Source organism: Sphaerospermopsis sp. LEGE 00249 (assembly GCF_014299995.1).
Taxonomy (GTDB): domain Bacteria; phylum Cyanobacteriota; class Cyanobacteriia; order Cyanobacteriales; family Nostocaceae; genus Sphaerospermopsis; species Sphaerospermopsis kisseleviana.
Genome location: NZ_JACJUZ010000026.1, coordinates 32439 through 58931, shown reverse-complemented (window position 1 = coordinate 58931; position 26493 = coordinate 32439). Strand labels below are relative to the sequence as shown.

The 26493-nt window shown below is 40.4% G+C and carries 25 protein-coding genes; 13 read left to right on the top strand and 12 right to left on the bottom strand.

Annotation, left to right across the window (positions count from 1 at the left end; genetic code table 11):
• The 3 genes from H5968_RS25110 to H5968_RS11280 form a co-directional block, all read left to right on the top strand.
• On the top strand, positions 1-233 hold a 233-nt coding region (locus H5968_RS25110), incomplete at its 5' end, for a hypothetical protein (protein WP_222620647.1).
• A 118-nt stretch (positions 234-351) separates the two neighbouring features.
• Positions 352-2586, top strand: a complete 2235-nt coding sequence (locus H5968_RS11285) for a polysaccharide biosynthesis tyrosine autokinase (protein ID WP_187040025.1) — start codon at positions 352-354, stop codon at positions 2584-2586.
• An 891-nt stretch (positions 2587-3477) separates the two neighbouring features.
• Positions 3478-4272 (top strand): DUF2993 domain-containing protein, encoded by a 795-nt coding sequence (locus tag H5968_RS11280; protein ID WP_187040024.1) that lies wholly within the window; start codon positions 3478-3480, stop codon positions 4270-4272.
• A gap of 290 nt (positions 4273-4562) precedes the next feature.
• Here the strand turns inward: H5968_RS11280 and H5968_RS11275 are convergent, their stop codons facing one another.
• The 9 genes from H5968_RS11275 to H5968_RS11235 form a co-directional block, all read right to left on the bottom strand.
• Positions 4563-5954, bottom strand: a complete 1392-nt coding sequence (locus H5968_RS11275; protein WP_187040023.1) for a UDP-glucose/GDP-mannose dehydrogenase family protein — start codon at positions 5952-5954, stop codon at positions 4563-4565.
• Positions 5955-6044: 90 nt separating this feature from the next.
• The gene (locus H5968_RS11270) at positions 6045-6980 is read right to left on the bottom strand and encodes a UDP-glucuronic acid decarboxylase family protein (protein WP_187040022.1); all 936 of its coding nucleotides are present in this window, start codon (positions 6978-6980) and stop codon (positions 6045-6047) included.
• Between the two features lie 577 nt (positions 6981-7557).
• The gene (locus H5968_RS11265) at positions 7558-9714 is read right to left on the bottom strand and encodes a cation:proton antiporter (RefSeq protein ID WP_187040029.1); all 2157 of its coding nucleotides are present in this window, start codon (positions 9712-9714) and stop codon (positions 7558-7560) included.
• 153 nt (positions 9715-9867) lie between these two features.
• A complete protein-coding gene (locus H5968_RS11260) occupies positions 9868-10521 on the bottom strand; it encodes an HAS-barrel domain-containing protein (RefSeq protein ID WP_096569294.1) in 654 nt (217 codons plus the stop codon).
• Between the two features lie 97 nt (positions 10522-10618).
• On the bottom strand, positions 10619-10813 hold the full coding sequence (locus H5968_RS11255; protein ID WP_096569291.1) for an NAD(P)H dehydrogenase subunit NdhS: 195 nt from the start codon (positions 10811-10813) through the stop codon (positions 10619-10621).
• Between the two features lie 176 nt (positions 10814-10989).
• Positions 10990-12303, bottom strand: a complete 1314-nt coding sequence (rodA, locus tag H5968_RS11250) for a rod shape-determining protein RodA (RefSeq protein WP_187040021.1) — start codon at positions 12301-12303, stop codon at positions 10990-10992.
• A gap of 98 nt (positions 12304-12401) precedes the next feature.
• Positions 12402-13472: an Mrp/NBP35 family ATP-binding protein gene (locus H5968_RS11245; protein WP_096569286.1), complete on the bottom strand. Its 1071-nt coding sequence runs from the start codon at positions 13470-13472 to the stop codon at positions 12402-12404.
• A gap of 172 nt (positions 13473-13644) precedes the next feature.
• Complete coding sequence (locus H5968_RS11240; RefSeq protein ID WP_096569283.1) at positions 13645-14169, bottom strand: polyketide cyclase / dehydrase and lipid transport; 525 nt, start codon at positions 14167-14169, stop codon at positions 13645-13647.
• A gap of 236 nt (positions 14170-14405) precedes the next feature.
• On the bottom strand, positions 14406-14684 hold the full coding sequence (locus H5968_RS11235) for a hypothetical protein (protein WP_187040020.1): 279 nt from the start codon (positions 14682-14684) through the stop codon (positions 14406-14408).
• 29 nt (positions 14685-14713) lie between these two features.
• On the opposite strand from H5968_RS11235, the gene hemF reads away from it, so the two are divergent.
• From hemF to psb29, 3 genes are all read left to right on the top strand, one after another.
• Positions 14714-15760 carry an oxygen-dependent coproporphyrinogen oxidase gene (gene hemF, locus H5968_RS11230; protein WP_187040019.1) on the top strand — a complete coding sequence of 349 codons (1047 nt, stop codon included), beginning with the start codon at positions 14714-14716 and terminating at the stop codon, positions 15758-15760.
• A 535-nt stretch (positions 15761-16295) separates the two neighbouring features.
• Positions 16296-16667, top strand: a complete 372-nt coding sequence (locus H5968_RS11225) for an STAS domain-containing protein (RefSeq protein WP_187040018.1) — start codon at positions 16296-16298, stop codon at positions 16665-16667.
• A gap of 135 nt (positions 16668-16802) precedes the next feature.
• The gene (gene psb29, locus H5968_RS11220; protein WP_187040017.1) at positions 16803-17507 is read left to right on the top strand and encodes a photosystem II biogenesis protein Psp29; all 705 of its coding nucleotides are present in this window, start codon (positions 16803-16805) and stop codon (positions 17505-17507) included.
• A 307-nt stretch (positions 17508-17814) separates the two neighbouring features.
• Here psb29 and H5968_RS11215 read toward each other — a convergent pair whose 3' ends face one another.
• From H5968_RS11215 to H5968_RS11205, 3 genes are all read right to left on the bottom strand, one after another.
• Complete coding sequence (locus tag H5968_RS11215; RefSeq protein ID WP_096569269.1) at positions 17815-18177, bottom strand: phage holin family protein; 363 nt, start codon at positions 18175-18177, stop codon at positions 17815-17817.
• A 389-nt stretch (positions 18178-18566) separates the two neighbouring features.
• On the bottom strand, positions 18567-19229 hold the full coding sequence (locus H5968_RS11210; protein ID WP_187040016.1) for a biopolymer transporter ExbD: 663 nt from the start codon (positions 19227-19229) through the stop codon (positions 18567-18569).
• The gene (locus tag H5968_RS11205) at positions 19219-20016 is read right to left on the bottom strand and encodes a MotA/TolQ/ExbB proton channel family protein (protein WP_187040015.1); all 798 of its coding nucleotides are present in this window, start codon (positions 20014-20016) and stop codon (positions 19219-19221) included. The genes H5968_RS11210 and H5968_RS11205 overlap by 11 nt, the downstream gene beginning before the upstream one ends.
• A gap of 501 nt (positions 20017-20517) precedes the next feature.
• On the opposite strand from H5968_RS11205, the gene H5968_RS11200 reads away from it, so the two are divergent.
• The 7 genes from H5968_RS11200 to urtD all read left to right on the top strand — a co-directional run bounded on the left by H5968_RS11200 (position 20518) and on the right by urtD (position 26449).
• Positions 20518-20832 carry a YkvA family protein gene (locus tag H5968_RS11200; protein ID WP_187040014.1) on the top strand — a complete coding sequence of 105 codons (315 nt, stop codon included), beginning with the start codon at positions 20518-20520 and terminating at the stop codon, positions 20830-20832.
• 376 nt (positions 20833-21208) lie between these two features.
• Positions 21209-21439: a CopG family transcriptional regulator gene (locus tag H5968_RS11195; protein WP_187040013.1), complete on the top strand. Its 231-nt coding sequence runs from the start codon at positions 21209-21211 to the stop codon at positions 21437-21439.
• Positions 21426-21785, top strand: coding sequence for a type II toxin-antitoxin system PemK/MazF family toxin (locus H5968_RS11190; RefSeq protein ID WP_187040012.1), 360 nt, complete (start codon positions 21426-21428; stop codon positions 21783-21785). The genes H5968_RS11195 and H5968_RS11190 overlap by 14 nt, the downstream gene beginning before the upstream one ends.
• A gap of 285 nt (positions 21786-22070) precedes the next feature.
• Positions 22071-23369, top strand: a complete 1299-nt coding sequence (gene urtA / locus H5968_RS11185) for an urea ABC transporter substrate-binding protein (RefSeq protein ID WP_187040011.1) — start codon at positions 22071-22073, stop codon at positions 23367-23369.
• A gap of 63 nt (positions 23370-23432) precedes the next feature.
• Positions 23433-24587 carry an urea ABC transporter permease subunit UrtB gene (urtB, locus tag H5968_RS11180; RefSeq protein ID WP_187040010.1) on the top strand — a complete coding sequence of 385 codons (1155 nt, stop codon included), beginning with the start codon at positions 23433-23435 and terminating at the stop codon, positions 24585-24587.
• A gap of 19 nt (positions 24588-24606) precedes the next feature.
• Positions 24607-25728 (top strand): urea ABC transporter permease subunit UrtC, encoded by a 1122-nt coding sequence (gene urtC, locus H5968_RS11175; protein ID WP_187040009.1) that lies wholly within the window; start codon positions 24607-24609, stop codon positions 25726-25728.
• The gene (gene urtD / locus H5968_RS11170; protein ID WP_187040008.1) at positions 25703-26449 is read left to right on the top strand and encodes an urea ABC transporter ATP-binding protein UrtD; all 747 of its coding nucleotides are present in this window, start codon (positions 25703-25705) and stop codon (positions 26447-26449) included. Before urtC ends, urtD begins: the two co-directional genes overlap by 26 nt.
• Positions 26450-26493 lie beyond the last annotated feature (44 nt).

The following is a 26493-nucleotide window of genomic DNA, read 5'->3' as shown; positions in this document are numbered from 1 at the left end:
GTCGAAGGGCGGTGTCGAAGGGCGGTGTCGAAGGGCGGTGTCGAAGGGCGGTGTCGAAGGGCGGTGTCGAAGGGCGGTGTCGAAGGGCGGTGTCGAAGGGCGGTGTCGAAGGGCGGTGTCGAAGTAAATCGAAGTATGCCTGTGCTACAAGGGTTTTATCATTAATATCTTTACCTTATCATAACGAAAAATGCTGTATAATGAAACACAGAATGAATTTAACCAAGTATTAAGTGTTAAATGGTCATATCTAGTCTAGGAGAGCCATAAAATTTAGCTGAATAAAAGCTTAGAATGCTACAAAAATAAAAAAAAATACTTAACCCAAAAAATCATTTGATCTAACAATCCATGAACAATCATAATTCTAGCATAAACTCAACCTTGAGTGAAAATGGCAGAGTCATTATTGCACCTCAAACCTTGCCTCCTCAGAATTTTCCCTCATTTGAAACCGAGGAAGATGATATAGACTTAAAAGACTTTTTTTCTGTTATCCAGAGACGAGCATTGGTTATCATCAGCGTTGTCTCTGTAGTGATGTCTACTGTTATTTACCTCACACTTAAAGCAGAAAATATTTATGAAGGTAATTTTCAGCTTTTAGTTGAGCCTGTGAATAGTGATAGTAATTTATTAGGACAAGTACCTCTGCCCGAGTCTAGTCTGATTAATAACTCTACCCTAGATTACGAAAGCCAAATTGAGGTGCTTATAAGCCAGGAACTGATGAAAGAAGTTCTGCCAAAGATACAATCTTCCTATCCTGATCTCACCTATGATTTACTAATGGAAAATTTAAAGATTAGTCGTCTAGGTAAAACCAAAATTATAAAAATAAGCTATCGACATCAAGAACCTCAAAAAATTGACTTAGTATTAAAGACACTATCCGATTTCTATTTGAAATACAGCTTAGAAAAACGCAAAACCAAACTAACTCAGGGAGTGCAATTTGTAGATAAACAACTACCTGCCATCAGAAATAGGGTAGGTCAATTGCAGAAACAACTACAAATATTCAGACAAAGGTATGATTTTATTGATCCAGAACATCAGTCCGATCATGTGGCAGAACAACTGCAAAAATTAGCAGAAGAAAGACTAAAAATTGAGCAAAACTTAGCCGCAGCCAGAGCTACTTATGTTAGCTTATCAACCCCAGAAGGACAACAAGCAACATTAAATACAGCCCCTATATATAGTCAATTAATCACTCAATTACGTCAATTAGAAGCCCAGTTATCTGGAGAATTAGTACGGTTTCAACCAGATAGCCCGTCTATAAAAGTATTAGAAGAGAAAAGGCAAAATCTTTTGCCTCTGATAGAAGATGAACAAAGGCGGTATGTAGGATTAAAATTAGCTGAAGCAACCAGTGTGCTTCAGAACCTAGAGGTACAAAGCCAGGAATTAGCCAGAGTAGAGCAGCAAACCAAGGAAAGATTTAAGCAACTACCCACCTTAGCCAGACAATACACCGAAATTCAGCGGAACTTGCAAATAGCCAATGATAGCCTGAATCGGTTTTTAGAAGCCCGTGAAAACCTTGTAATTCAAGTAGCACAAACAGAACTACCTTGGGAATTAACACAAGCAGCAACTCAAAAGGAAGATCCTGTTTTACCAAATATCCCTCGAAATTTGCTTCTGGGATTATTTGGCAGTTTAGCAGCAGGTGTGGGTATTGCCTTCCTGCTGGAAAAACTCGACAATACCTTTCATGATGTCGACAGCCTGAAGGAGAAAATCAAACTACCTTTATTGGGAACTCTTCCCATAGACAAAAGCATCAAAGATTACCAATCTGCTTACAATAATCGCTCCACTTCCAAATCTGAATCAGGAAAATTTCCTCAAGTTGATTCTTGGTTGTCTAAACTTTTCTACCAGAGAAGCAAGAAAAGTTATTATGGCTATTATGGACAAGGTTTATTTTGGGAATCTTTACAGGTTCTTTACTCTAATATTCAGTTGCTCAATTCTGATCAACCGATTAGATCTTTAACTATTTCTTCCACGATGCCTGGAGATGGAAAGACTACGGTTGCATTCCATCTAGCTCAAACAGCAGCAGCCTTGGGCAAAAGAGTATTGCTGGTGGATGGTGATTTGCGCCGCCCTAAGATTCACAGCATATCGGGATTAAAAAATTTATTTGGTTTAACCAATGTCCTCACATCAAATATCCCAGTTGAGCAGGTGATGCAACAGTTACCTGATATGAGTTTATTATCAGTGATTACCGCTGGCGATAAACCACCAGATCCTGTAAGATTGCTTTCATCAGATAAAATGAAGCAAGTGATGGAATATTTGCACGAAAATTTTGATTTAGTGATTTATGATGCTCCTCCCATGCTGAAAATAGTTGATGCCAGACTGATAGCTCCACAAACGGATGGTACGCTGCTGGTGGTGAGAATGGACAAAACCGACAAATCAGCAGTGATGCAACTTCAGGACAGTCTGAAACTCTTTCCTATCAATGTCTTAGGTGTGGTTGCTAACGGTGAAAATCATCAGCTTCATAATTATTACAGTGACTACTACTATAATACTGGTATAGAAGCTAGAAAATCTTAAAGGAGGCAGGAGGCTTTCTTAGTGGGGGATTTAAACCCACCTCTAATCGTAGACCGCCCTTGCGGGTTCGCCAGTCACCTACAGAAGGAAACCTTCTGGCAGTGCTGGCTCACCAAATCACCAGATTATGGCGGGGGACTTAAACCCAAATGGGCGAGTCAAAAAGGCTTTATTCTTAATTCAAATTTTTTCCTTCCGCCTCCTGCCCTCTGCCTTCTGCCTCGCCCGATAGCGCAGCGTGGCGTTAGCCATAGGCCAGTTAATCTTATTTGTAACTTTTTTATAAATTGCCCGCCAAGTCTTGTCATTACACAAATACAATATACCTCCGTTTATAATCGCAATAACATAATAGGGGCAAATACAAGTGTCTAATATCACCATTCAAAACTTTTTAGGGGTTGCTGAATAAACTCAAAACCTTGATGAATAAAGAGTTTGAGGCTCATAAAAAAGACGGTAGGTGCTTTCGTTATAGCGTCTTGAGTCTGAAAAACCTTGCACTTTTCTGGGCGGACAGAAATGAAAAAATGTCTTTAATTCTCCTCCTGACTCCTGATTCCTGACTCCTGTACGTGCGAAGTAGGGGCGAAGCATTCGGAAAATAACCTGTGATAAAAATTGATAATTTATCGCCCGAATGCTTCGCCCTTACAGCAAAATAGCCCTCTCAAGTGTAGAAGCTCAAAAATTTTGGATTTGGGGGTTACGATTTTTCCCATACCAAATTTTTTCATCTAAAATCTCAAATCTCAAATCTCAAATTCCCGGTAAAGCAAAGCATCAGTTATCCTGCTCAAACCTATTAGAACAAAAAATCTGGGGATCGCTTGCAGAATTGTTCACAATTTGTTACAAAAGTACAAAGAACTTCTAGAGACCCAAAACCTAATGTTAGGCGGACTTACTGGTTTAACAGATCCCAAAGGCACAGATTGGGGAGAGCGAATGCTCAACACAGTCGCCAGCCAAACGATTCGCCACCTGTTTACCCAGAGCGAGTCAGTAGAAGTCTTTGTGCGCTGCTATCCCTCCAGCAAACTGTTGCAAGGCAGCATTGATAGCTTTAAAATGAGCGGTCGTGGCCTAGTAATTCGGAGAGACTTCGCTGTTGAAGAAATGTCTTTTGAAACCGATGCGGTTGCCATTGACTTTAGTTCGGTTTTGAGCGGCAAACTCAACCTTAAACAACCCACCCAAGCAGTAGCCCAAGTAATATTATCAGAAGCAGGTATTAATCAAGCTTTCCAAGCAGAATTGGTGAAAAAGCGACTTCTCAACCTTTCTGAATCAGCTTTAACAGCAATTTCAGGTGGTGAACCAGTTTCCTTTACCGACGTTCAAATACAGTTATTACCGGGAAATCGCTTACATCTTCTAGCTAAAGCTGACTTAAATAACGGTGAAGTCATACCCCTAAGTATGACATTAGGTATAGCTATTGAAAGACGGCGACGAGTTTCTTTTAAAGATCCAAAAATTGAACTAGAACAAGTACCAGAAGCACAACGGGAAACCTCCCAAACTTTAAGCATGGCACTGGTGGAAATTTTAGATAATATGGTCGATTTAGACCGTTTTGACCTGGATGGTGTAAAAATGCGACTTAATCGTTTAGAAACCGAAGGTCAAAGATTGATTTTTAGTGGATATGCAGAAATAGAACGAATTCCTAAAAGTGGTTAATGGGGATTGGGGGAGAGGTGATAGTTGATTGGGTTATTACAGCAGTTTTCATGTCTTTAGACCACAGTAAGGGCGAAGCATTCGGACAATTAATTATCGGTTTTTACCTAAGACTATCATCCGAATGCTGATGCTTCCAGCACGCTTTGCGAACGCCCCTACATTGTTGACGCGAAACCTAAATCAAAATGTGGTTTATTTAGGGTTTGCTGAAAAAGTTATCTGTGAAAGCTAGGTGACAGTCATCTCCCCATCTCCCCAATCACCAATCACCAATCACCAATCACCGTTTATCTACCAACACCTACATATTGAAAACCCGCTCTTACCATCGTTTCCGGGTCCAAGAAGTTACGACCATCAATCATAACGGCGTGGTTCATTAATTTTGCCATTTTTGCATAGTCCAAAGTGCTGAACTGTTGCCATTCGGTAACGAGTACCAAAGCATCACAGCCATCAGCTAATCTTTCTGCGTCAGTCTCTACCAATACTCCTGAAAGACCATGACGCATACCTGTTTGGGAAATAATCGGGTCATAAGCTTTGACTTTAGCTCCCAATCGATTGAGTTGCTCAATCAAGTTGAGTGCAGGAGCATCCCGTAAATCGTCTGTATCGGGTTTGAAGGTTAAACCGAGTAGTCCCACAGTTTTACCTTTGAGGATTTTTAAAGCTTGTTGTAATTTTTCCAAAGCAATCAAACGCTGACGTTCATTCACACTCACAGCAGCTTTGAGTAACTGGGCTTCATATCCATAATCATCAGCAGTGTGAATTAGTGCTGATACATCTTTGGGGAAGCAAGAACCACCCCAACCTATGCCCGCTTGCAAGAACTTGTTACCAATTCGGGAATCTAAACCAATACCTTTTGCTACTTGGGTAACATCAGCACCAACGCGATCGCAAATATTTGCCACTTCATTAATAAAACTAATCTTAGTTGCCAAAAAGGCATTGGCAGCATATTTGATCATCTCTGCTGAACTCAAGTCGGTCACCAGCACTGGTACAGGCGGTAAAGACTGATCAACAGCAAACTTGCGTTCTACAATGGGAGCATAAAGTTCCTTCATCATGGCGATCGCCTGTTGACTGTTCCCCCCTAAAACAATCCGATCCGGGTTAAAGGTGTCGTAAACTGCTGAACCTTCCCGCAAAAACTCTGGATTACTCACAACATCAAAGTGAGCGGAAATTTCCGGTGGTTTTTCCTCAGCAGATGAACCACCTACCGCCACCAATGACTTCTGACGTTCAACAATACCATCTAAAACAATCATCCGTACCCAGTCACCAGAACCGATGGGTACTGTAGATTTATTCACAATTACCTTATAACCGCCATTGAGATTAGCTCCAATCCCACGCGCTACAGCTTCCACATAACGGGTATCACTTTCACCATTAGGTAATGGCGGAGTTCCCACAGCAATAAACAGAATTTCTCCGTGGGCAACTCCCCCAGCCATATCCGACGAAAATTGAATATTTCCACTATTAATAGCAGCTTGCATAATTTCCGAAAGTCCAGGCTCGAAAATTGGCGACTGCCCAGATTTCATTAACTTTAGTTTCTCTTCGTTGTTATCTATGCAGATGACATCATGACCAATATAAGCTAAACAAACTCCTGTGACTAAACCCACATAACCAGTCCCGATTACACAAACACGCATTTTTTAAACTCCTCGTTTTTTTATTATCAGTCATTGGTTATTAGTCATGAGTTGTTGGTTAACAAATGACTAATGAGAACTGACTATAGACTAATTATTAGTTTTGATACGTTGACGGAAATCTTCTACTGTTAGTTTTAACCCTTCTTGTAAAGGAATGGTAGGTTCCCAATTTAATAAAGTTTTTGCCTTGGTAATATCGGGACGACGACGACGAGGATCATCGGAAGGTAGGGGTTCAAACTTAATTTCTGCATCTGGGTTAACCATATTTTGTACTGTCTGTGCCAGTTCTAAAATAGTGTATTCATCAGGATTACCCAGATTTACAGGTCCGATGTAATCACCATTCATCAGCCTCATTAGACCTTCAACTAGATCAGATACATAGCAAAAGCTGCGAGTTTGTTTACCTTCACCATACACGGTTAAAGGAACTCCCTTTAATGCTTGCACAACCAAGTTACTGACTACCCGACCATCGTTTTCTAACATCCGTGGTCCATAGGTGTTAAATATTCTGGCTACACGAATATCAACTTTATTTTCTCGGTAGTAGTCAAATGTCAAAGTTTCCGCAATTCTTTTACCTTCGTCATAGCATGAGCGGATACCAATAGGATTAACACTACCACGATAATCTTCGGTTTGGGGATGGATTTCTGGATCACCGTAAACTTCACTGGTGGAAGCTAATAAAAATCTCGCTTTCACCCTTTTAGCTAACCCCAACATATTCAGGGTTCCCATCACATTAGTTTTGACGGTTTTAATGGGGTTGTACTGGTAATGCACCGGAGAAGCAGGACAAGCCAAATGATAGACTTGATCCACTTCTAAGCGAATTGGCTCAGTAATATCATGACGGATCATCTCAAAATAAGGGTTATTGAACCATTTGAGGAGATTGCGTTTATTTCCCGTATAGAAGTTATCCAAACATATAACTTCATGTCCATCAGCCATTAGTCGGTCTATCAGATGAGAACCAATAAACCCAGCACCGCCAGTCACTAAAATTCTCATAGTTTCCCAATTATTTTCTAGATATTTCCAGGGGTATTATCCTTATTTTTAGATTACCCGGCTTCAGTATATTAATACATAATTAAGTAAGATAACTCCCACTAGATTAAGTAATTTTCCTACAGAGCCTTTACAAAATTATTATTGATCTTCTTTTATCTTCAGTTAAATCCCGGTGGAATTTTCTGTTATTTTTCATCAAATCTTCAACATAATCTAAAAAATGTCAAGTTTTTTTACAAGAAGTGTCGCCAGTGATGATGAATTAAATAATGAGCAAGTCCTAAGTTGACAATTTCATAGACAAAACTATACTTGTATTGACAAAAATCAATATATTTTTAGGAAAAAATCAACTACTTGATATATAATACGGTGATATCAAGTATTGAATTGAGACTATTGCCGACGCGAAAACCAAGCAATGATGGTGGTAGTCTTTTTCAGAAACTTAATTGGAACACAATCGCGTCTGGCTAAGGCGTGAAAGTCTACTGAGGGATAACTGCTCCCATGCTCCCGTTGAAGTAGAAAGTAAAGTCTAGTTTTGTCTAGGTTTTATATAGCAGAATTGTGGTTAGTATTTTTGTAAAACCGCTATTTTATTGTGGTTAATATTTGAAAAAGCAAGTGTATGATGGCGTTGTGGTTCTCCCAGAATGATCATGGAGCAGGTAAGTTGCCTAGCTAATTCGCTGGTAACATCACTCATAGCTAACCCTCCAGGGATAGTACGATTACGGATAAAAGGCAATACAACTAAATCATACAATCTTGCAGCCTGTAAAATAGCTTGAGCAGGATTTTCATGAGTGAAAATTTGAATTTCTGGTGGATTTAGTACAGCTAAATTAGATACCCATTGGGATAAATGCTCTCTTCTGGCAGAAATTTGACTAGCACTGGTGCGGCGATCGCAAACATTGAGAAGAGTAATCTGGCTTTGATTAGCATCTGCCAAGGTTTGAGCAAATTGTACAGGTGTAAGTGCTGGCGTGGTTAAATTTTCTATCGGCACTAAAATACGCTGAATTTTTTTTGGTGATTCTACCAGACGTGCCACAGCCACTGGACAATGGGAAGCCCAAAGCACATTATCAATGACATTCCCTAATAAACGCGCCCGCAAACCAGTACGTTTACCCCAACCTATAATAATCAAATTCGCTTTTTGTTCACGAGCAGTCCTGCATATTCCAGGAGCGAAAGCATCATCAATTCTCAGTAATGGTTCTGCTGGTGCGCCTAATAACTGACTTTGTGCAATGGCTTTAGCCAATAACTTTTCACTGTGCTGCCAAGCGGTATCTAACTGGGGTGCATCCATTTGAGATGTAGCATGAGCGATCGCTAATGGTAAAACTTTACCCTGGGATTGACAGGCTAATAAGGCCGCCATTTCCATCAAATACTTTTGCGTTTGGGGATTTTGGATAGGTACGATGATAGTAAAATTACCCTGAGATGATTGTAATTGCTGCTGAGACAAAGTAATTATTGGTGCTTCTGTCACTGATGCACAGGTCAAATTCACAGCACATCCAGCAGCCATGAGACTTGTCAGCCAAGGTCCCAAAGTCGCTGTAATCAGCACCAAGATAATGGCAGTGTTGAATACCTCTCCTGACAGTACACCAGACCTGTATCCCCCTACAGCCACCGCTAATGTTGTACCTGCCAAGGGAAGAGATAGTGACCAAATAGTTAGTGTTTCCTGCCAACTATAGCGGTAAACCAACTTTGCCAACACAGATGCCATAAATTTGCCAACAATCAAACCCACTAAAATTAATAGTAATAACTTGATTGTGCTGTACCCACCAAAGAAGCTAGGTAAATCAATCCTTAAACCTAAGTCAATAAAGAAAATAGGAATAAATAAAACACTGCCGATAAATATTAATTTTTCTTTAACTGGTCCTTCGCCTATAGCTTCATTAACGGCTAAACCTGCCAGGAAAAAGCCCACAATTTTGTTTAAACCCATCAGTTGTGCAACGACAACTGCCAAAAATACAGACATCAACACACACAAAAACTTGTTACCCTCCTCATCCCCAGAACGGCGGAAAAATTCTTGGCTCGCCCAATCAAAACCGACTAACACTATCATCAAGTATATTATTACCCAGCCTAATATAGTGATTAGTTGAGAAAAGCTGAATGCCCCACTATGAAAGCAGGCTATAGAAACAGTTAAGATTAGCAGTGTGCCGATATCTTTAAAAATTGTGGCTCCCATTGTCATAGTCACAGCCTGATTATTTGTCAATCCCAAACGATTGATAATTGGATATGCCAAAAGAGAGTGAGAAGACAGGAAGCAGCCTATTAGTATAGAACTATGCCAACTAAAGTCCAAAAATCGTCCTCCTAATGTTCCTAGCATCAGGGGTAAAAGGAAACTAAAAGCACCAAATATGAAGGAACGACTTTGCTGTTGACGGAAAAGTGGGATATTAAATTCCAATCCGGTGATAAACATCAAGTAAACTAACCCAATGTCTGATAGCAAGCTCATCATTGGCAATTCAGGTTCAAATAAGCGCCAACCTGATGGACCTAGTACCACTCCAGAGCCAACCAAACCTACTAATGCTGGCAATCTTAGTCGCTCAAAGAGGATAGGTATAACAAAAATAACTAACAGTAAAATAGCCAAGGGAACAATAGGTTCTGGTCTTAGAACTTGAAAGGTTGGATCTAACGTCAGAACTTGTGACACAAGTGGCATCATAAAAAACATTTATCAGTTATCAGTTGTCAGTTATCAGCTATTAGGAGTTCAAAAATTTCCAGGACTCAGGAGTCATACACTGAATACTGAATGTTGAATGTTAAATGTTGAAGTTTTGTCGCTCCCTGCTCGCTACCTATTCCCTATTCCCTATGGGTGAATTTGGCTCAAAATAAAGCGTAGTCGATCATAATCGTCTTTTAATAGTACACTAAGATGGCGACCAGCTTTAATTAGCCATTCTCTGTCAGCTTTGCGTAATTGGTAAACTTCACGAATAGCAGATGCAGCTAAAGATTCTACTGGCGCACCATTAATCAAAAGTAACGTCCTTAAAAAATCTAATTTTTCTGTGAACCTGACGATCGCTTCTGGTTGACACCGATAAACTGCTTGATGTATTTGGGGCGGACGTGGTGGCAGATACTGATACACTCCTTGGTTACTGAGATTTTGTGACTGCTGCTCAAATCCAACAATTGCCGCCCGAAATTCTGTTCTGAGCATAGCAAATATCTGGGGTTGTTCTTCTCGCAAAGTTTGCAAAGACAAACCCAACGCCCTAGCCCGGTGTACAGAATCTATGGGCATAGTTGTGGCATGATATACCACAGCATAGATTTGATTCCCAGATTCTTCATCTACAGCACAAACCCAACTACCAAAAGGTGGCATAACTGGAAAACTCAAGTCTTCTGGTTCTAGACATTGCGCCAAAAATTCGGTAGTTGTGGTTTCGATCACCTCCGCAATGTGGTGAGGATGGCGATCGCCTGTCGCAAACTGTGGTAAGGGTAGACGCATGACAATCAGTTATCAGTTAACAGTTATCAGTTATCATCTGTCCTTTATCAACTGTGGACAAATGACAACTGACTAATGATGACTAATGACGAAAGAATTATTTTCCTTTTTTCTTGGCAGTAGTTTCTACGAGTTCTAATTCTGGCAAGCGGAAGGTAATAATTTTGTCCCAGTTACCACCTTCAAACAGTACAGCTACTTTACCATCACTTACTCGTTGCACAAGTCCTTCATACCGATAGTATGTATCTGCGGGATTTTTGACGCGAACAGTGGCTCCAGGCAGAATCATATTTTTACCCTCAATTTGTTCTCTTTTACTAGCTTAATATTAGTTGATGGTGATTGGTGATTGGTGATTGGTAATTGGTAATTGGTGATTGGTGATTGGGAAAATCAAATTGATTACCCAGTCACCAGTCCCCAGTCACCAGTCCCCAGTCACCAGTCCCCAGTCCCCAGTCCCATTTAATAATATTTTTGCCGTTGTCGGAAATTAGCTACAGATTCCACAATTCCCAAGGCAATAAAGTTTGCCAGAATGGCAGAACGTCCATAGCTCATCCAAGGTAGGGTAATACCGGCAACAGGAACTAAACCAATGGTCATACCTACATTAATAATTAACTGAAACACAATCATTAACAAAAAACCAATAGCTAACAAAGAACCAAAGTTATCTTTGGCGGTTTGAGCTACGTGTAATAGTCGGTAACAAATTAAGCAGAAAGCGAAAAGTAAAATTAAACAACCCACAAAACCAAATTCTTCACCCACAGCAGAGAAAATAAAGTCAGTATGCTGTTCAGGGACAAAATTTAGTTGTGTCATTGGGCCTTTGAACAAACCCCATCCCCAGATTTCCCCAGAACCAATGGCTATTCGAGATTGAATTAGGTGATAACCAGCACCAAGGGGGTCAAGTTCAGGATTAATAAATACAGTCAGTCTATCTTTTTGATACTCTTTTAATAGATGATTCCAGGCAAAAACACCTAGTCCACCACCGAGCATATTGAGACATAATGTACCAATACCACTAAGGCCAAATTTACGCCAAGGTAAAGTTTGCCAACCCACAATTCCCATAGCTCCTGCCCAGGCTAAACCCAAAGGAGTAAGAGAAATATTTTCAAAGAGAACTATTGAGTTGGACAAAGGCCAAGGTATGCTGAATAAAATTGCTGAGAATACAGGCGAAACCAGCAAAATTAACCAACCAGGATTAGCATTTGCCCAATAGAGCATTCCTAAAACTATTGACCCAAAAACCAGTGATGTATCCAAATCTGGCTGTACAAATACTAATCCCCAAGGAACAGCAGCGATCGCCAGGGAACGCAAAACACTATCAAATGTAGGATCTCTACGTTTATGTAGCAAAGCAGCCAAGCTAATAATTAGACCAACTTTAGCAAATTCTGATGGTTGCACATGAAAGCCACCAATACTAATCCATCGCTGTGCGCCTTTGGCAGTTGTACCAACCACCATCACCAAAATCAGACTAAAGTTAGTCAGAGCATAAGTGAGCCAATGCCACTGCATTAAGTTTTCGTAGCGACAACGAGCCAAAAACAGAGCAATGATTGATCCAATACCAGTCATCAGCCAGTGCCACCACCAGTCAGTTACTGGCTTATTCAGTTCTGTACTGAGGATCATAAGTCCACCAAACATACTGACAGCAACAGCTAGGCAAAATAATAGCCAATCTACCTGCTGCCAAGGCTTAATCCAATATTGCCAGCGGACTTTAGGGAGCGAACGTTTTAACAACATTGTGCGAAGAGCGACTTGTTAAATGGGGACTGGGGACTGGGGACTGGGGACTGGGGACTGGGAAGAAAAAAACTCTATCCTGCCTCCTGCCTTCTTGCTTATGTCAGAGCAGCAACTGATACCTTACCTGCGATAGCTAGAGCGATCGCTTTTAAAGCTTTAGCAGAAGCTGAATCTGGATCAGAAACCACTATGGGTATACCACTATCTCCACCAACTCTGGTAGAAATTTCCAAAGGAACACAGCCCAAAAGTGGTACATCTAATTCTGCGGCAGTTTTTGAACCTCCACCAGATCCAAAAATGTCATATTGTTTATCTGGTTGATCGGGAGGAATAAAATAACTCATATTCTCCACAATCCCTAATACTGGTACATTCATTTGCTGGAACATCCGCAAACCTTTGCGAGAATCCAGTAATGCGACATTTTGAGGTGTAGTCACAATTACTGCTCCTGCCATTGGTACTGCTTGGGTTAAAGTTAACTGAGCATCTCCAGTTCCCGGAGGCATATCGACAATTAAATAATCAATTTCTCCCCATTGCACCTGATACAAAAATTGACGAATTACGCCATTGAGCATTGGACCACGCCAAATAACTGGTTGATCGCGGTCAATTAAAAAGCCCATTGATACTAATTTGACTCCATGATTAAATGCAGGTTCGAGAATTTCCCCAGTTTCTGTGGAGCGCACAGTAATTTCTGCATCAGCCAAACCCAACATGGTGGGATCATTGGGTCCGTAAATATCAGCATCTAGCAAACCAACTTTCGCCCCTGTTTGTGCCAAAGCAACTGCCACATTTACGGCAACTGTGCTTTTACCAACACCACCTTTACCGCTAGAAACCGCAATAATATTTTTCACCCCAGCCACGCCAGTGCGATCCGGTAGGCTTTTTTGTTGGGGTGTTTCTGCTGTTACTTCTACGCTGATATCTGTTACACCAGGCAGTTTTTGCACAGCTTTTTTACAATCTTCGACAATAAATTCTCGCAAAGGACAGGCGGGAGTAGTCAACACCAAAGTAAAGCTAACCTTGCCACCGTCAATTTTGACGTTGCGAATCATATTCAGTTCTACCAGACTTTTGCGAAGTTCTGGATCTTCCACTGGTCGCAACACTTCTAGGACTGACTGGGAATTGAGGACATCATACATAGCGTTTGTACCGTTGCCGCCTTAATAAAGCTTAAAAAATTTTCATGTTCTCCTACTTGAATCTTAACTTTCTTGGGGCATTAGTGATTGGTGACTGGTGATTAGTGATTGACAATATAAATAATTTCTCCCTGCTCCCTGCTCCCCTGCTTCTTCCCCAGTCCCCAGTCACTTAAAAATCAAAACAACTGTCATCGAGAGATTTTTTCTTGCCGGAAACTGCTTGCAGTGCTGCTTTTTCTACAGATTCTACTAAAGACCGTGCTACTCGATCTACATAGGGACGGGACAAAGACCAAATTAGAGGTGATAACCAGCCACGTAGTGTTACAGAATAAGACAAATAACTGCCACAAACCGTTGACTCTACTTGGTATGTGATCCGTTCCTCAATCCCAGGAATTGCCAAAACGCGGATACTTAACATCTGTTTAGGATTTACCCGTTCTACAAAAATCTGAATGGGAACTGGCCAAAAGCGTGTTACCGCTAGGAAAATTAATCCGGGTTTGGGTACTAATCCTAATGGTACGTTAGTGCTTTTGAGTAGTGGATGCCAGGAAACATCTGTTAAGTCAGCCACCTTTAACCAAAGTTCATCTACAGAAGCAGAACTGATCTCTCGATAAGTCCGCACCAGAGAAGCACAAAATCGACGACGTTTGCGGTGGATGAATTTGGATAACCAACCTTGCACTGTCCTAATCCTCCTGGCTACAATCTGTCTGGTGACTCTGGCATCTGGGAAAATTTGAGTCAAGCTATCTACTCACTACAGATACCATACAGAAAATCGGCTGCTTTGTGGACTAATTCTCTAGGTTCTGGTGTTAATAACAGAAATATCTCCATAATTATTGCAAAGAAACTTAATGAATCTACAAGCCTATACGCATTTGATGGAAAATAGCTTTAGTCAATCAATTTTGGATTTTAGATTTGCGTTAGCGAAGCGAGTATTTTAGATAAAAGCCAACTTTTGTTAGCATTAGTTAGCTTTTTTGTATCGGTGTTAGATTTGTTCTGCCCACAAGGGGCGGGGCTGGAAGTAAAAAATCCTCCAAAATCCAAAATCCAAAATCTAAAATTGGCATGGTCAAGATAATCTATTGGTTTTGACCACTCATCAGAAAAAGCAGTTTTGGCAAATTGCGCCAGGTTTTTGGCTCTAATTGTCAAGAAATTTTTAAAATGGAAATTTGTAGCTTGCACAAAAATTGTAATTTTAGGTTCGGGAATCTATGTTGACCAACTCGCAAACCCCCACTCTCACAACAGAATCATCCAAATTTCTCCCAGCACCTGACGCTCAGTCCAGAGTTAGTCAGTTTATGAAACAGTTGCAAGACGAAATCACCAACGAGTTAGAAGCACTGGATGGTGTTGGTAAGTTTATGGAAGACAGTTGGGAGCGTCCAGAAGGGGGTGGTGGGCGATCGCGTGTCTTGCGTGATGGCGCTATTTTTGAACAAGCTGGTGTAAATTTTTCTGAAGTTTGGGGTTCCCATCTCCCCCCGTCAATTTTAGCCCAGCGCCCAGAAGCAACAGGACACGGATTCTATGCTACTGGTACTTCTTTGGTGTTACACCCTCGTAATCCTTATGTACCTACAGTCCATTTAAATTACCGTTATTTTGAAGCAGGTCCAGTTTGGTGGTTTGGTGGTGGTGCGGATTTAACACCTTATTACCCCTTTGCTGAAGATGCGGCTCATTTCCATCAAACTTTGAAACAAGCTTGCGATCAACATCACCCAGAATATTACCCTGTGTTTAAACGTTGGTGTGATGAATATTTCTATCTCAAACATCGGGGGGAAACTAGAGGTGTTGGCGGTCTGTTTTTAGATTACCAAGATGGTCAAGGTGCTATTTATCGCGGACCTGATCCCAAAGGAGAAGCCGCAAATTATAGTAATCAGGTGGGAGCATTACCTCCACGCACTTGGGAACAGTTATTTTCTTTGGTGCAAGATTGTGGTGGAGCTTTTATACCAGCTTACGTGCCAATTGTCAAGAAAAGAAATGGCATGGAATATGGCGATCGCCAACGGAATTTCCAGCTATACCGTCGGGGAAGATATGTAGAATTTAACTTGGTTTATGACCGAGGCACAATTTTTGGTCTGCAAACCAATGGACGCACAGAATCAATTCTCATGTCTCTACCACCTCTAGTTCGTTGGGAATATGGCTACCAACCAGAACCCAATTCTCCCGAAGCTGAACTTTATGAAACTTTTCTGAAACCACAAGATTGGATAAACTGGAAACTAAATCAGCAGTAACAAGTGTTGGTAACACAGTAAAATTCCACACATTTATCTAGATCCAGGAGACAGGACTGGGGCTGGTCGATGAACAATCAAGGGTTTGGGCTGGTTTGAGGAAATAGGATGAAAGAAGATATTTGTGATCTGGTCTTAGTAAAGGATATTGGGGCAAATAGTCGCTTTTGTCTGAGAAAGATACACTTTTATCTCTAGAGAACTCTGCTTTCCATTCACCAAGAAACCGAAAATTCCCCAAACCCAGCCTCAATAGATTAATGGGAAATTTAGTGAATCCAGATACTTACCACTGTTGCAGTTAGTTAAACTAGTACAATATAGGCATTGAGTCAAAATTCTCAGTTTGTAGTTATAGCCGGCTCATGTTCAAGATCAAACAGAGAGAATCCTGTAATATTTGATTTAATTAGCTGATTGAGGATTCTGGAAAATATACGGTTGATGGTGAAATTTAAACAATCACCAATTTATGAAGTCTATATAAAAAAGTGAAAAAGTAGTTTATTTTCAGGACAATATCACGGAGACAACAGTGAATATAGACCAAAAAACCTATACAAACCTAGACGGTAATACTGTAATTGTCTTGAAACCAACAGAGCGTCTAGACATCACCACAGCTTGGCAATTTCGCCTGAAGTTACAAGAGTGTATTTCTAAACTCAGTCGTCATGTAGTTGTCAATCTGGGACAGGTAAATTTTATTGATAGTTCTGGTCTTACTTCTTTAGTGGCGGGAATGCGTGATGCTGATAAAGCGAAGGGTAGTTTCCTGATCTGCAATATCCATCCAGAGGCCAAACTTGTCTTTGAGGTGACAATGATGGATACAGTCTTTGAAATTTTTGAAACTGAAGCAGAAGCTTTGGAAAGATTATTCCCGAACTTGGTCAAGAACGAATAGGAGTCAGGAGTCAGGAGTCAGAAGGGGAAAAAGAGAATTTTTGCGAAACTAGCTGTTAACCTCATATCTTGCATAACTTGGCAAAGTAGCCTTTAAACGAGAAAATAAAAATACGTCGCCCTTAACATTTTCTTTGTGAATAACGTCCGTACCGTCTCTGATACAAAGCGAACTTTCTATAATCTTCATACCCGTCCCATCAACACTATTTACCGTCGGGTAGTGGAAGAGTTGATGGTGGAAATGCATCTGCTGTCAGTAAATGTTGATTTTAGCTACAATCCAATTTATGCCTTGGGGGTTGTCACCACTTTTGACCGCTTCATGCAAGGCTATCAACCGGAACAGGACTTAGCATCTATTTTTAAAGCCATGATTCAGGCTGTAGAGCAAGATCCCCAACGGTATCGACAAGATGCAGCTAGATTGCAAGCTGTAGCACATAGTTTGCCAGTTAAGGATTTAATTGCTTGGTTGAGCCAAACCACTCAATTCCATCAAGATGCTGATTTACAAACACAACTACAAGCTATTGCTCAAAATCCTCATTTTAAATACAGCCGCTTGTTTGCCATTGGTTTATTTTCATTATTGGAATTGGCAGATGCTGAATTTGTCAAAGATGACCAGCAACGTCATGAGGCGCTAAAAGCGATCGCTCAAGGTTTACACCTATCTGAAGATAAAATTACCAAGGATTTAGAGCTATATCGTTCTAATCTCGATAAGATGGCACAAGCACTGATAGTAATGGCAGATATGCTGGCTGCGGATCGGAAAAAACGCGATCAACGTCAGCAAAAATCCACTGCTCCGGTAGCTCCTCCCAGTAACGAATAATCTGTAATTCGTGATTCGTAATTCGTAATTAAAAGTTGCAGAGCATCAAATTAAATTATTGATTATTTATGCCAAGCAACCTAATTGACAACGAGAAAAATGTACAAAGCTGTCAATTCTCATTACAAGTAAGAATTCAGAACTTAGGGGTCAGGAGTCAGAATATCAGAATATTTGATAAATTTGTTAATTATCAAATAGTGATTTTTCTGTAAGCATTAAAAATCTGACTACTGAAAGCCAATAGCTGAATGCTGACAATTAAGAATTACGAATTACGAATTACGAATTACGAATCATGAACTATTTACACACCCAGTAATTTGTAAATTATATTGTTAATAATGGTGAGTGCAAAAGCTCCTAAAACAGCACTCCAAATCCCATAACGTAAACGGAAACCTTCTACTAACCAAGCGGCAATACTAAAACAAACAACAGCAATCATGAATGTAAAGATACCAGATAATAAGTCAAAAGTGGCTAAATTTGGTATCGTAAATACAACGCCTAAAATGGGTCTAACTAATGCGGTAATAATACCAAGAACTGCTGCGGAAAAAACCGCTTTCTGTGGAGAATCAATTTCCACACCCACAGGCAACTTACTAATAATCCACAAACTGATAGACGTGACTATCCAAACAATTAACAGAGTCGTAATATTCATTGCCGCAACCCTTGAAACGTAAATGGTGATTGGCGATCAAGTCAGAGAATGTTTTAAAAGCTTCCCTATCGGCGAATATAATTCGCTACTACACAAACCAAATCCACCACGGTGAGTTTTGCCTATGTAGCCGCGATTTCTAATCGCCCACTGAGTGCTGATAGCGGAATTTACGCGATAAATTACTTGGTCTATTGATGGGAAAATCTTTGTAGCTTAACCAATTATTTATAAATTAGCAGAGGTTTTTTCTCTACAGTGATTTATTTTAAATATCTTTAGGTTTATCTAATATTTCTTGATATTGCTAAAAATAAAATTCCCCCTAGCCCATATTATGCAACCGGGTTTGAGGGAATTTAGACTGAGAAAATTTGATGGAAATTGTGTCACCTTTGTGGTGCAGAATCGCTATTTTGCGGTACAGGTACTTGGGGTGTGGTGTTGTTGGGAACTATGGGCGAAATTCCCGGATTAATCCCTTGCTCTGGTGCTGGAAATGGATTGGGTGCAGAGGGTAGAGAAGGGTTAAAATTATTTTGGGGGTCAGTTCCCGGTATTGGTACAGTATTAGGTATTGGTACAACCGGGGTAGTAGAAAAGTTTGGTGAATTAGTCAGTGGTTGAGATGCTCCAGGAATAATTCCCAAAGAAACACGATTACCTCCCACTTGTCGGAGCAAATCTAATGTTTGAATCACATCATTATAAGTTGCTGTACGAGAGGCATTCAGCACCAAAATACCATTAGGATTTGTTTGGATATACTGCTTTAATCGTGCTTGCAACTCTTCCCGTCTCACAGCTTCTTTTTCAATGTAAATTTGACCAACAGCATCAATAGTTACAGGTAAAATGTCACTTCGTAGCTGTGAACTAGCAGAGGAAGTAGTACCTGTGCTGGCTTTGGGTAAATCCACATTAATTGCCTGTTGTCTGGTAAATTGCAAAGCTGCTAACAAAAAGAAAGTCAGGATACAAAAAACAACATCAATTAAAGGAATGATTTGAATTTGAACTTCTTCGATGGGAGTATGTAAGTTAACTTTCATTTTCTAGCTCTGGTGGGGAGTCAGGAAAGGGATTTTGGTCTGTTTTATCTGTTGTATCTGAAGCTGGTTCTGGGGTTGGAGTAGAATTATTTTTGCGTCGCTTACGGGGTGAAGTAAAACGTTCCTGTGTGGGTTCCCGTACTATTCCTAATGTACTTTTGTTGGGATCTGGTGGAGACTGACGGTAAAGCAACTCTAAATCATTGCCAGCTTTATTAAAAACTTTAACTTGGTTAACAACAAAACCTTGAAACAGGCGATAAAATACCAAAGTGATGATCGCAACTATTAACCCAGCGGCCGTACTAATCAAAGATTCGCCAATCCCTGTAGTTACGCCAGCTGTAGATTCAGTACCCAAGTCACCTATTCTAATTGCTCGCAAGGACTGAATCAAACCTAAAACCGTACCCAATAATCCTAACAGTGGGGAGAGGGCAATTACAGATTCTAAAAGTTTTTCTCCTCTCCGCATCCCTGCTACTTCTTCTGCTGCTGTGGACTCTAACGCTAGTCGGAAGGTTTCCGCATCACTTTTTTGTAAGCGTAGGGGTGCATAGAGAAAACGTCCTATGGGCTGATCAATGGCTTTTTGGGCGATTTCCGTAGCTATTTCCCAATTATCGGTAGCAGCATCTAAAACGCGCTCTACAATTTCTTTTTCCTGGGTCAAGATCCGCAACCAGAACCAAAGACGCTCAAAAATCACACTCAAAGATAGGACTGACAGCACCAGCAAAGGCCACATGGCTGGACCGCCCTTGTTAAACAAATCTAAAATATCCACTTTGTAGGTTTCCTCTCTCCATTACTAGAGCAACTATGCTAGGGCATTTTAATTTTAAAGATTAATGCACCATTACCACACTCACCTACTCTATCGCTAGGTAAGTAGGGTTTGCTGAATAAACCTAAAACCTTGATATATCAAAGGTTAGAGGCTGATAAACACAGAAATTAGTGCAAGGGTTTTGAAGGGTATACCGGAAAAAGTGTGCATTTTTTGGGATTTCAAGAGATGGCAAAGAAATTTTCAAATCTCCTCCTGACTCCTGACTCCTGACTCCTGACTCCTGACTCCTATGCCCTCACGGAAAGACTTTCTCAGCAACCCCTAAGTAGTTAACAAAGCATGACCCTGAAACGAGACGCAAGCCCCCGGCTTTTAGCCGTGGGGAGTATCAATATTACCCATCTTCTATACTCCAAAAGGCGGTTATTCCTACCGGGAGTTTAGAACATAATTTGCCAAAATAAAAGTTAATTGCAGGTACTAGAGGTTAAAAATATGAGCTTCTCTATTCAATCGCTTTACACTTGGTATCGCAATGTACTGCGTAACCCTAAATATCGTTGGTGGGTAATTATCGGTACAATAGCTTATCTTGTTAGTCCTATTGATATTGCTCCTGATTTTATCCCTGTTGTTGGTCAAATTGATGACCTGGTTTTGTTAACATTGCTGGTTTCAGAAGTTTCTGGATTGGTAATTGACGGTTGGAAAGCTCGTAAAGGTAATGTAGAATCTAGAGTCAATGAGTCTACATCTACAGATAATACTGTAGATAATACGGTTGATGTTGATGCTGTTTCTGTAAAGTAGTTTGAGCTACAAAATACGTAAGCATTCAGCTATCAGTAATCAGTAATCAGCTTTTACCTGGGGGTTGATGATATTTATTAAGCGATTAACTGGGAAATATTTTGTAGTTAATCGCTTTTTTTATCATGGAAATTCCTATTGCTGGATAATTTATATTCACTTATATTCACTTCTTAAACTTCGCAAAATCCTTTTTTATCTTCGACACGCTACGCGAACGGTAAGCTATCTCTTCGAGTCCCGTCAGGGATACGCTAACACACATCCTCCCCTAATATCTTTTTTTATTTCACGCAGAGACACAGAGAATACAGAGTATTTGCAAATTGTCAAAAAAGTGGTATGATTGATGGGTAAGATGAATGAGTCATACAGAATGATGAAAGTCACAATTACTTTAGAAGAAGATATATTGAAATTTATTGATCAACAAGCAAAAGGTAATCGTAGTGCTTATATTAATGCAATATTGGCAGAACAAAGACGTAAAATTTTAGAAGCAGAAATAATTGCGGCACTGCAAGAAGATGCAAAAGATTTAGACTATCAAAATGAGATTTCTGCTTGGGATCATGTAGCTGGAGATGGTATTAATGCCAGAGGGTAATTTAACTTATAAACGGGGTGAAATTCGCTGGGTAAATCTTGATCCAACCGTGGGAGCAGAAGCACAAAAAATCCGTGCTTGTTTAATAGTTCAAAATGATATTATGAATCAATATGGATTATTAACAATTGTGATGCCATTTCGAGCAGGAAGTAAGCAAGCTCCCTATATTGTCAATGTCAAAGCAACAGTAACTAATGGATTAGATCAGGAACGTTTTATTGATGTTGCTCAAATTCGTTCTGTTGATTATCGTCGAGTTTTGGGGTTGGTGGGTATTTTAGAAGCTGAGTATTGGGCAGAAATTCATACTGCTTTGGATGTCGTTTTGGGGTTTGGGGTTTAATTTAAATCTTTTCCAAGGAGAAGACTATGACACATCAGCCTATGATATTAACTAATAATCTTTATGCAGAAGATTATAATTTATGTATTAGACATCTCCGAAAATTATATAAGCATAACCTGAAACCCATTCGTAGGGACAATTCATGAATTGTCCCTACATCTTTTTCGGAGAAGTCTATTGAAAAAACCGCTTGTTTATTAAAATTTTGTATATTAGATAACTTTTTCATGGTAAAGTATCGAACTATCATCAAATCCGATAGTGTAACAAAATAACCAAAATATGAGTAAACAATTTAACCGAAGGAAGTTTTTACTTTATAGTTCCGCAACTCTTGGTACTAGCCTTTTGCTCAAGGCTTGCGGGAATGACTCACCCACTGTTACTAATGGCAGTAGTGATACCGCTACAGATAGCAGTAGTACCATCAAAGTAGGTATTTTACACTCCCTGAGCGGGACAATGGCCATCAGTGAAAGAAGCGTTGTTGATGCTGAAAGATTAGCAATTAAAGAAATTAATGCTGCGGGGGGTGTCTTAGGTAAACAAATTGAAGCGATTACTGAAGATGGCGCTTCTAACTGGGATACCTTTAGAGAAAAAGCTACCAAACTAATTGATCAAGATCAAACTGTTGTCATTTTTGGTTGTTGGACCTCTGCTAGTCGCAAGAATGTTAAGCCGGTATTTGAGAGTAAAGACCATATGCTCTGGTACCCGGTACAGTATGAAGGTCAAGAATGTTCTAAAAACATTTTCTATACTGGTGCGGCTCCCAATCAACAAATTGAACCATCTGTTGATTGGATGTTAAAAAATAAAGGCAAAGAATTCTTTTTAGTCGGTTCTGACTACGTATTTCCCCGGACTGCCAACACCATTATTAAAGCTCAATTGGAAGCTTTAGGTGGAAAAACTGTAGGTGAAGATTATTTACCACTAGGTAACGTAGAAGTTACACCTATTATCTCTAAAATTAGGCAAGCTTTACCCAATGGTGGCGTAATTTATAACACCCTCAATGGTGACAGCAATGTGGCATTTTTCAAACAATTAAAAGGGGCTGGATTAACAGCAGATAAATATCCCTCTATGTCTGTAAGTATTGCAGAAGAGGAAGTTAAAGCCATTGGTGTTGAATATCTCCAAGGTCACTATGCAGCTTGGAATTACTTTCAAACAGTAGACACACCTGCAAATCAAAAGTTTGTAGCAGCTTTTAAAAAAGAGTATGGTGCAGACCGGGTAATTAACGACCCCATGGAAGCAGCATACATCGCCGTTTATTTATGGAAACAAGCAGTAGAAAAAGCTGGAACAACTGACTTAAATAAGGTTCGCACTGCGGCCTATGGTCAAACTTTAGATGCACCAGAAGGTAAAGTGACGATGAACGCCAATCATCACTTGTCAAAAATTGTCCGCATTGGTCAAGTGAGACAAGATGGTTTATTCGATATTGTCTATGCTACCCCCGCACCAGTAGAGCCAATTCCTTGGAATCAATTTGTCAAAGAAACTCAAGGATTTGGCTGTGATTGGTCAGATCCGGCTAAAGGTGGTAAGTACAAGCAAATTTAAGTTAATAGTCAATAGTCAATAGTCAATAGTCATTGACTATTGATATTTCTTGAGGATAAATAAGTGTTAATAGGTGTCTTAGAAGCTTTATTTAATGGTATTAGTATTGGGGCAGTATTATTAATTGCTGCTTTGGGACTAGCCATTATATTTGGTTTGATGGGCGTGATTAATATGGCCCATGGAGAATTGATGATGTTGGGAGCTTATACGACTTTTGTGGTACAAAATGGCTGCAAACAGTTGGGCGGAGTGTGGTTTGATTCTTATATATTTTTGGCTTTGATGATTGCTTTTCTATTCACTGCTCTTGTGGGGTTAGTGTTAGAACGGGGCGTGATTCGTTATCTGTATGGACGACCTTTAGAAACTCTCCTCGCTACTTGGGGGGTGAGTTTAATTTTTCAACAGTTTGTTCGCAGTGTGAATTGGTTATTGGTAATTGGCATCTTCCTATTTTGTCTGTTGTTTTTTGGAGGTTTACAGATTTTAAATGCTCGGAGTAATGGGGGGAAAGTTAGTAAATGGTTTGTTGGATTGTTGTTGTTACTATCTCTGGGTATAACAATAACAATGGGAAATTTATTGAGTGAGCAACAGATGTTTACTCAACCTTGGTTTGGCGCTCAAAATGTAGATGTGACGGCTCCTGGTTGGTTGCAAGGGGGAATGTCTTTAGGTGGTCTCCAATTACCTTATGCTCGCTTGTTTATTATGGCTTTGACAATAATTTGTGTAGGAGGAATTTATCTATTTTTACAGCGTTCTAACTGGGGATTAAGGATTCGTGCTGTCACCCAAAATCGCAGTATGAGTGCTTGTTTGGGTATCCCTACTCAAAAGGTGGATGCTATCACCTTCGCTCTGGGTTCGGGGTTGGCTGGTGTAGCTGGTTGTGCTATTAGTTTACTCGGTTCTGTAGGACCCAACACCGGACAAAATTATATTATTGATACCTTTATGGTAGTAGTAGTCGGTGGTGTGGGGAATTTAGCAGGAACTATTATGGCGGCTTTGGGAATTGGTACAGCTAATTTCTTAATTGGTTCTGGGACTCTAGCTGTGGTGTTATCTCCTATTCAACCTTTAGCTGATGTGTTGAATTTCTTTGCGACCACAAGTATGGCTAAGGTGTTAGTGTTTGCACTGATTATCGCGTTTTTACAGTGGAAGCCTGGGGGAATTTTTCCCCAGAAAGGTCGTACTGTTGATGTTTAAACCACAAAGGACGCAGAGCATGAGTCAGAAGGGAGGAAGGTTAATTTTAATTGAGATTGGGGCGGTGGTAGCGATCGCACTGATCCTGATTTTAATTATACCAGCAATACTGTCGGGGTTTCGGTTGAATCTACTGGGGCGGTTTTTGTCCCTGGCTATTGTGGCTTTGGGTCTGGATTTAATCTGGGGTTATACTGGGTTGCTGAGTTTGGGACATGGGATTTTCTTTGGTTTGGGGGGATATGCGATCGCCATGTACCTAAAACTCCAAGTTCCTTCCGGGGAATTACCTGATTTTATGGGGTTGTATGGCGTGAAAGAACTTCCTTGGTTTTGGTATCCTTTCTATTCTTTTCCCGTCGCTACCGTGGCGGTGGTGTTCATTCCCGGCTTACTAGCGGGATTATTAGGATACTTAGTATTTCGTAATCGCCTCAAGGGGGTTTATTTTTCCATATTGACCCAAGCCGCAGTAATTATATTTTTCAACTTCTTTAATGGTCAACAACAACTGTTTAACGGTACTAACGGACTCACAGGTTTTAGAACGTTATTTGGGGTAAATGTCAGTGACTCCCAAACCCAATTCATTTTCTATACCCTGACGGTAATTGTTCTCGCCCTCACCTATGGGATTTGTCGCTGGTTGACCAGTGGACGCTTTGGGCGATTATTAATCGCTATTCGAGATGATGAAAGTCGGGTGCGATTTTCTGGCTATAACCCCACAGAATTTAAAGTTTTAGTGTTTGCAGTCTCCGGTGCGATCGCCGGGATAGCAGGAGCATTTTATACACTTCAAAGTGGATCTGTATCACCCCGAACCATGGATATTGGGTTTTCTATTGAAATGGTGATTTGGGTGGCTGTGGGGGGACGCGCTACCTTAACCGGGGCGATAGTCGGTACTTTATTAGTCAATTATGCCCGCACTTTTTTAAGTGAACAATTTGCCGAAATTTGGCTATTTTTTCAAGGCGCACTATTTTTAATAGTCGTCACAGTCTTACCTGACGGTCTCATGGGATGGTTCAAAAAGCAAGAGATTTCTTTTTTCCATCGCCCTCGCAAAATCGCCACATATCCCAACTTAGAAGCAGACCCAGAGGTGCAACATGAACGCGAAAATCTTGGAAACTGAAAACGTCACCGTCAGTTTTGATGGTTTTAAAGCTATCAATCAACTCAACTTTAGTATGGATGCGGGAGAGTTGCGGGTAGTAATTGGTCCCAACGGTGCGGGAAAAACCACCTTTCTGGATGTAATTACCGGGAAAGTACAACCAACAGTTGGGAGAGTTTTATTCAAAGGTAAAAATCTGCGTTCTTTACCTGAACATGAAATCGCCCGCTTAGGAATTGGGCGAAAATTCCAAACACCGCGAATTTACCTCAACTTAACCCCTCGTGAAAACCTACAAATTACTATTAACCGCCACAAAAATGTATTTTCCACCCTATTTAATCCCCCTCATGCTACGGAAAACAATAGTATTAAAGGCTTATTAGAAACAGTTGGTTTAACCCCTAAAGCAGACATTCCCGCCGGTTTACTTTCCCACGGAGAAAAGCAACGTTTAGAAATTGGGATGTTAGTAGCACAGTCCCCCGACTTATTACTAGTTGATGAACCAGTAGCAGGTTTAACGGACGAAGAAACCTATAATATCGGACAACTACTATTAACACTCGCCCAAAGCCATTCAATTCTAGTCATTGAACACGATATGGAATTTGTCCGCCAAATTGCCAAGACGGTGACAGTATTACATGAAGGTTCCGTACTATGTCAGGGTAATTTTGAACAAGTCCAAAATGACCCCCGTGTGATCGAAGTATATCTAGGAGAACAGCCAGAATAAAACTGCTGTTTTTTAACCCCGATGGTCTGGAGCTTAGATAAATC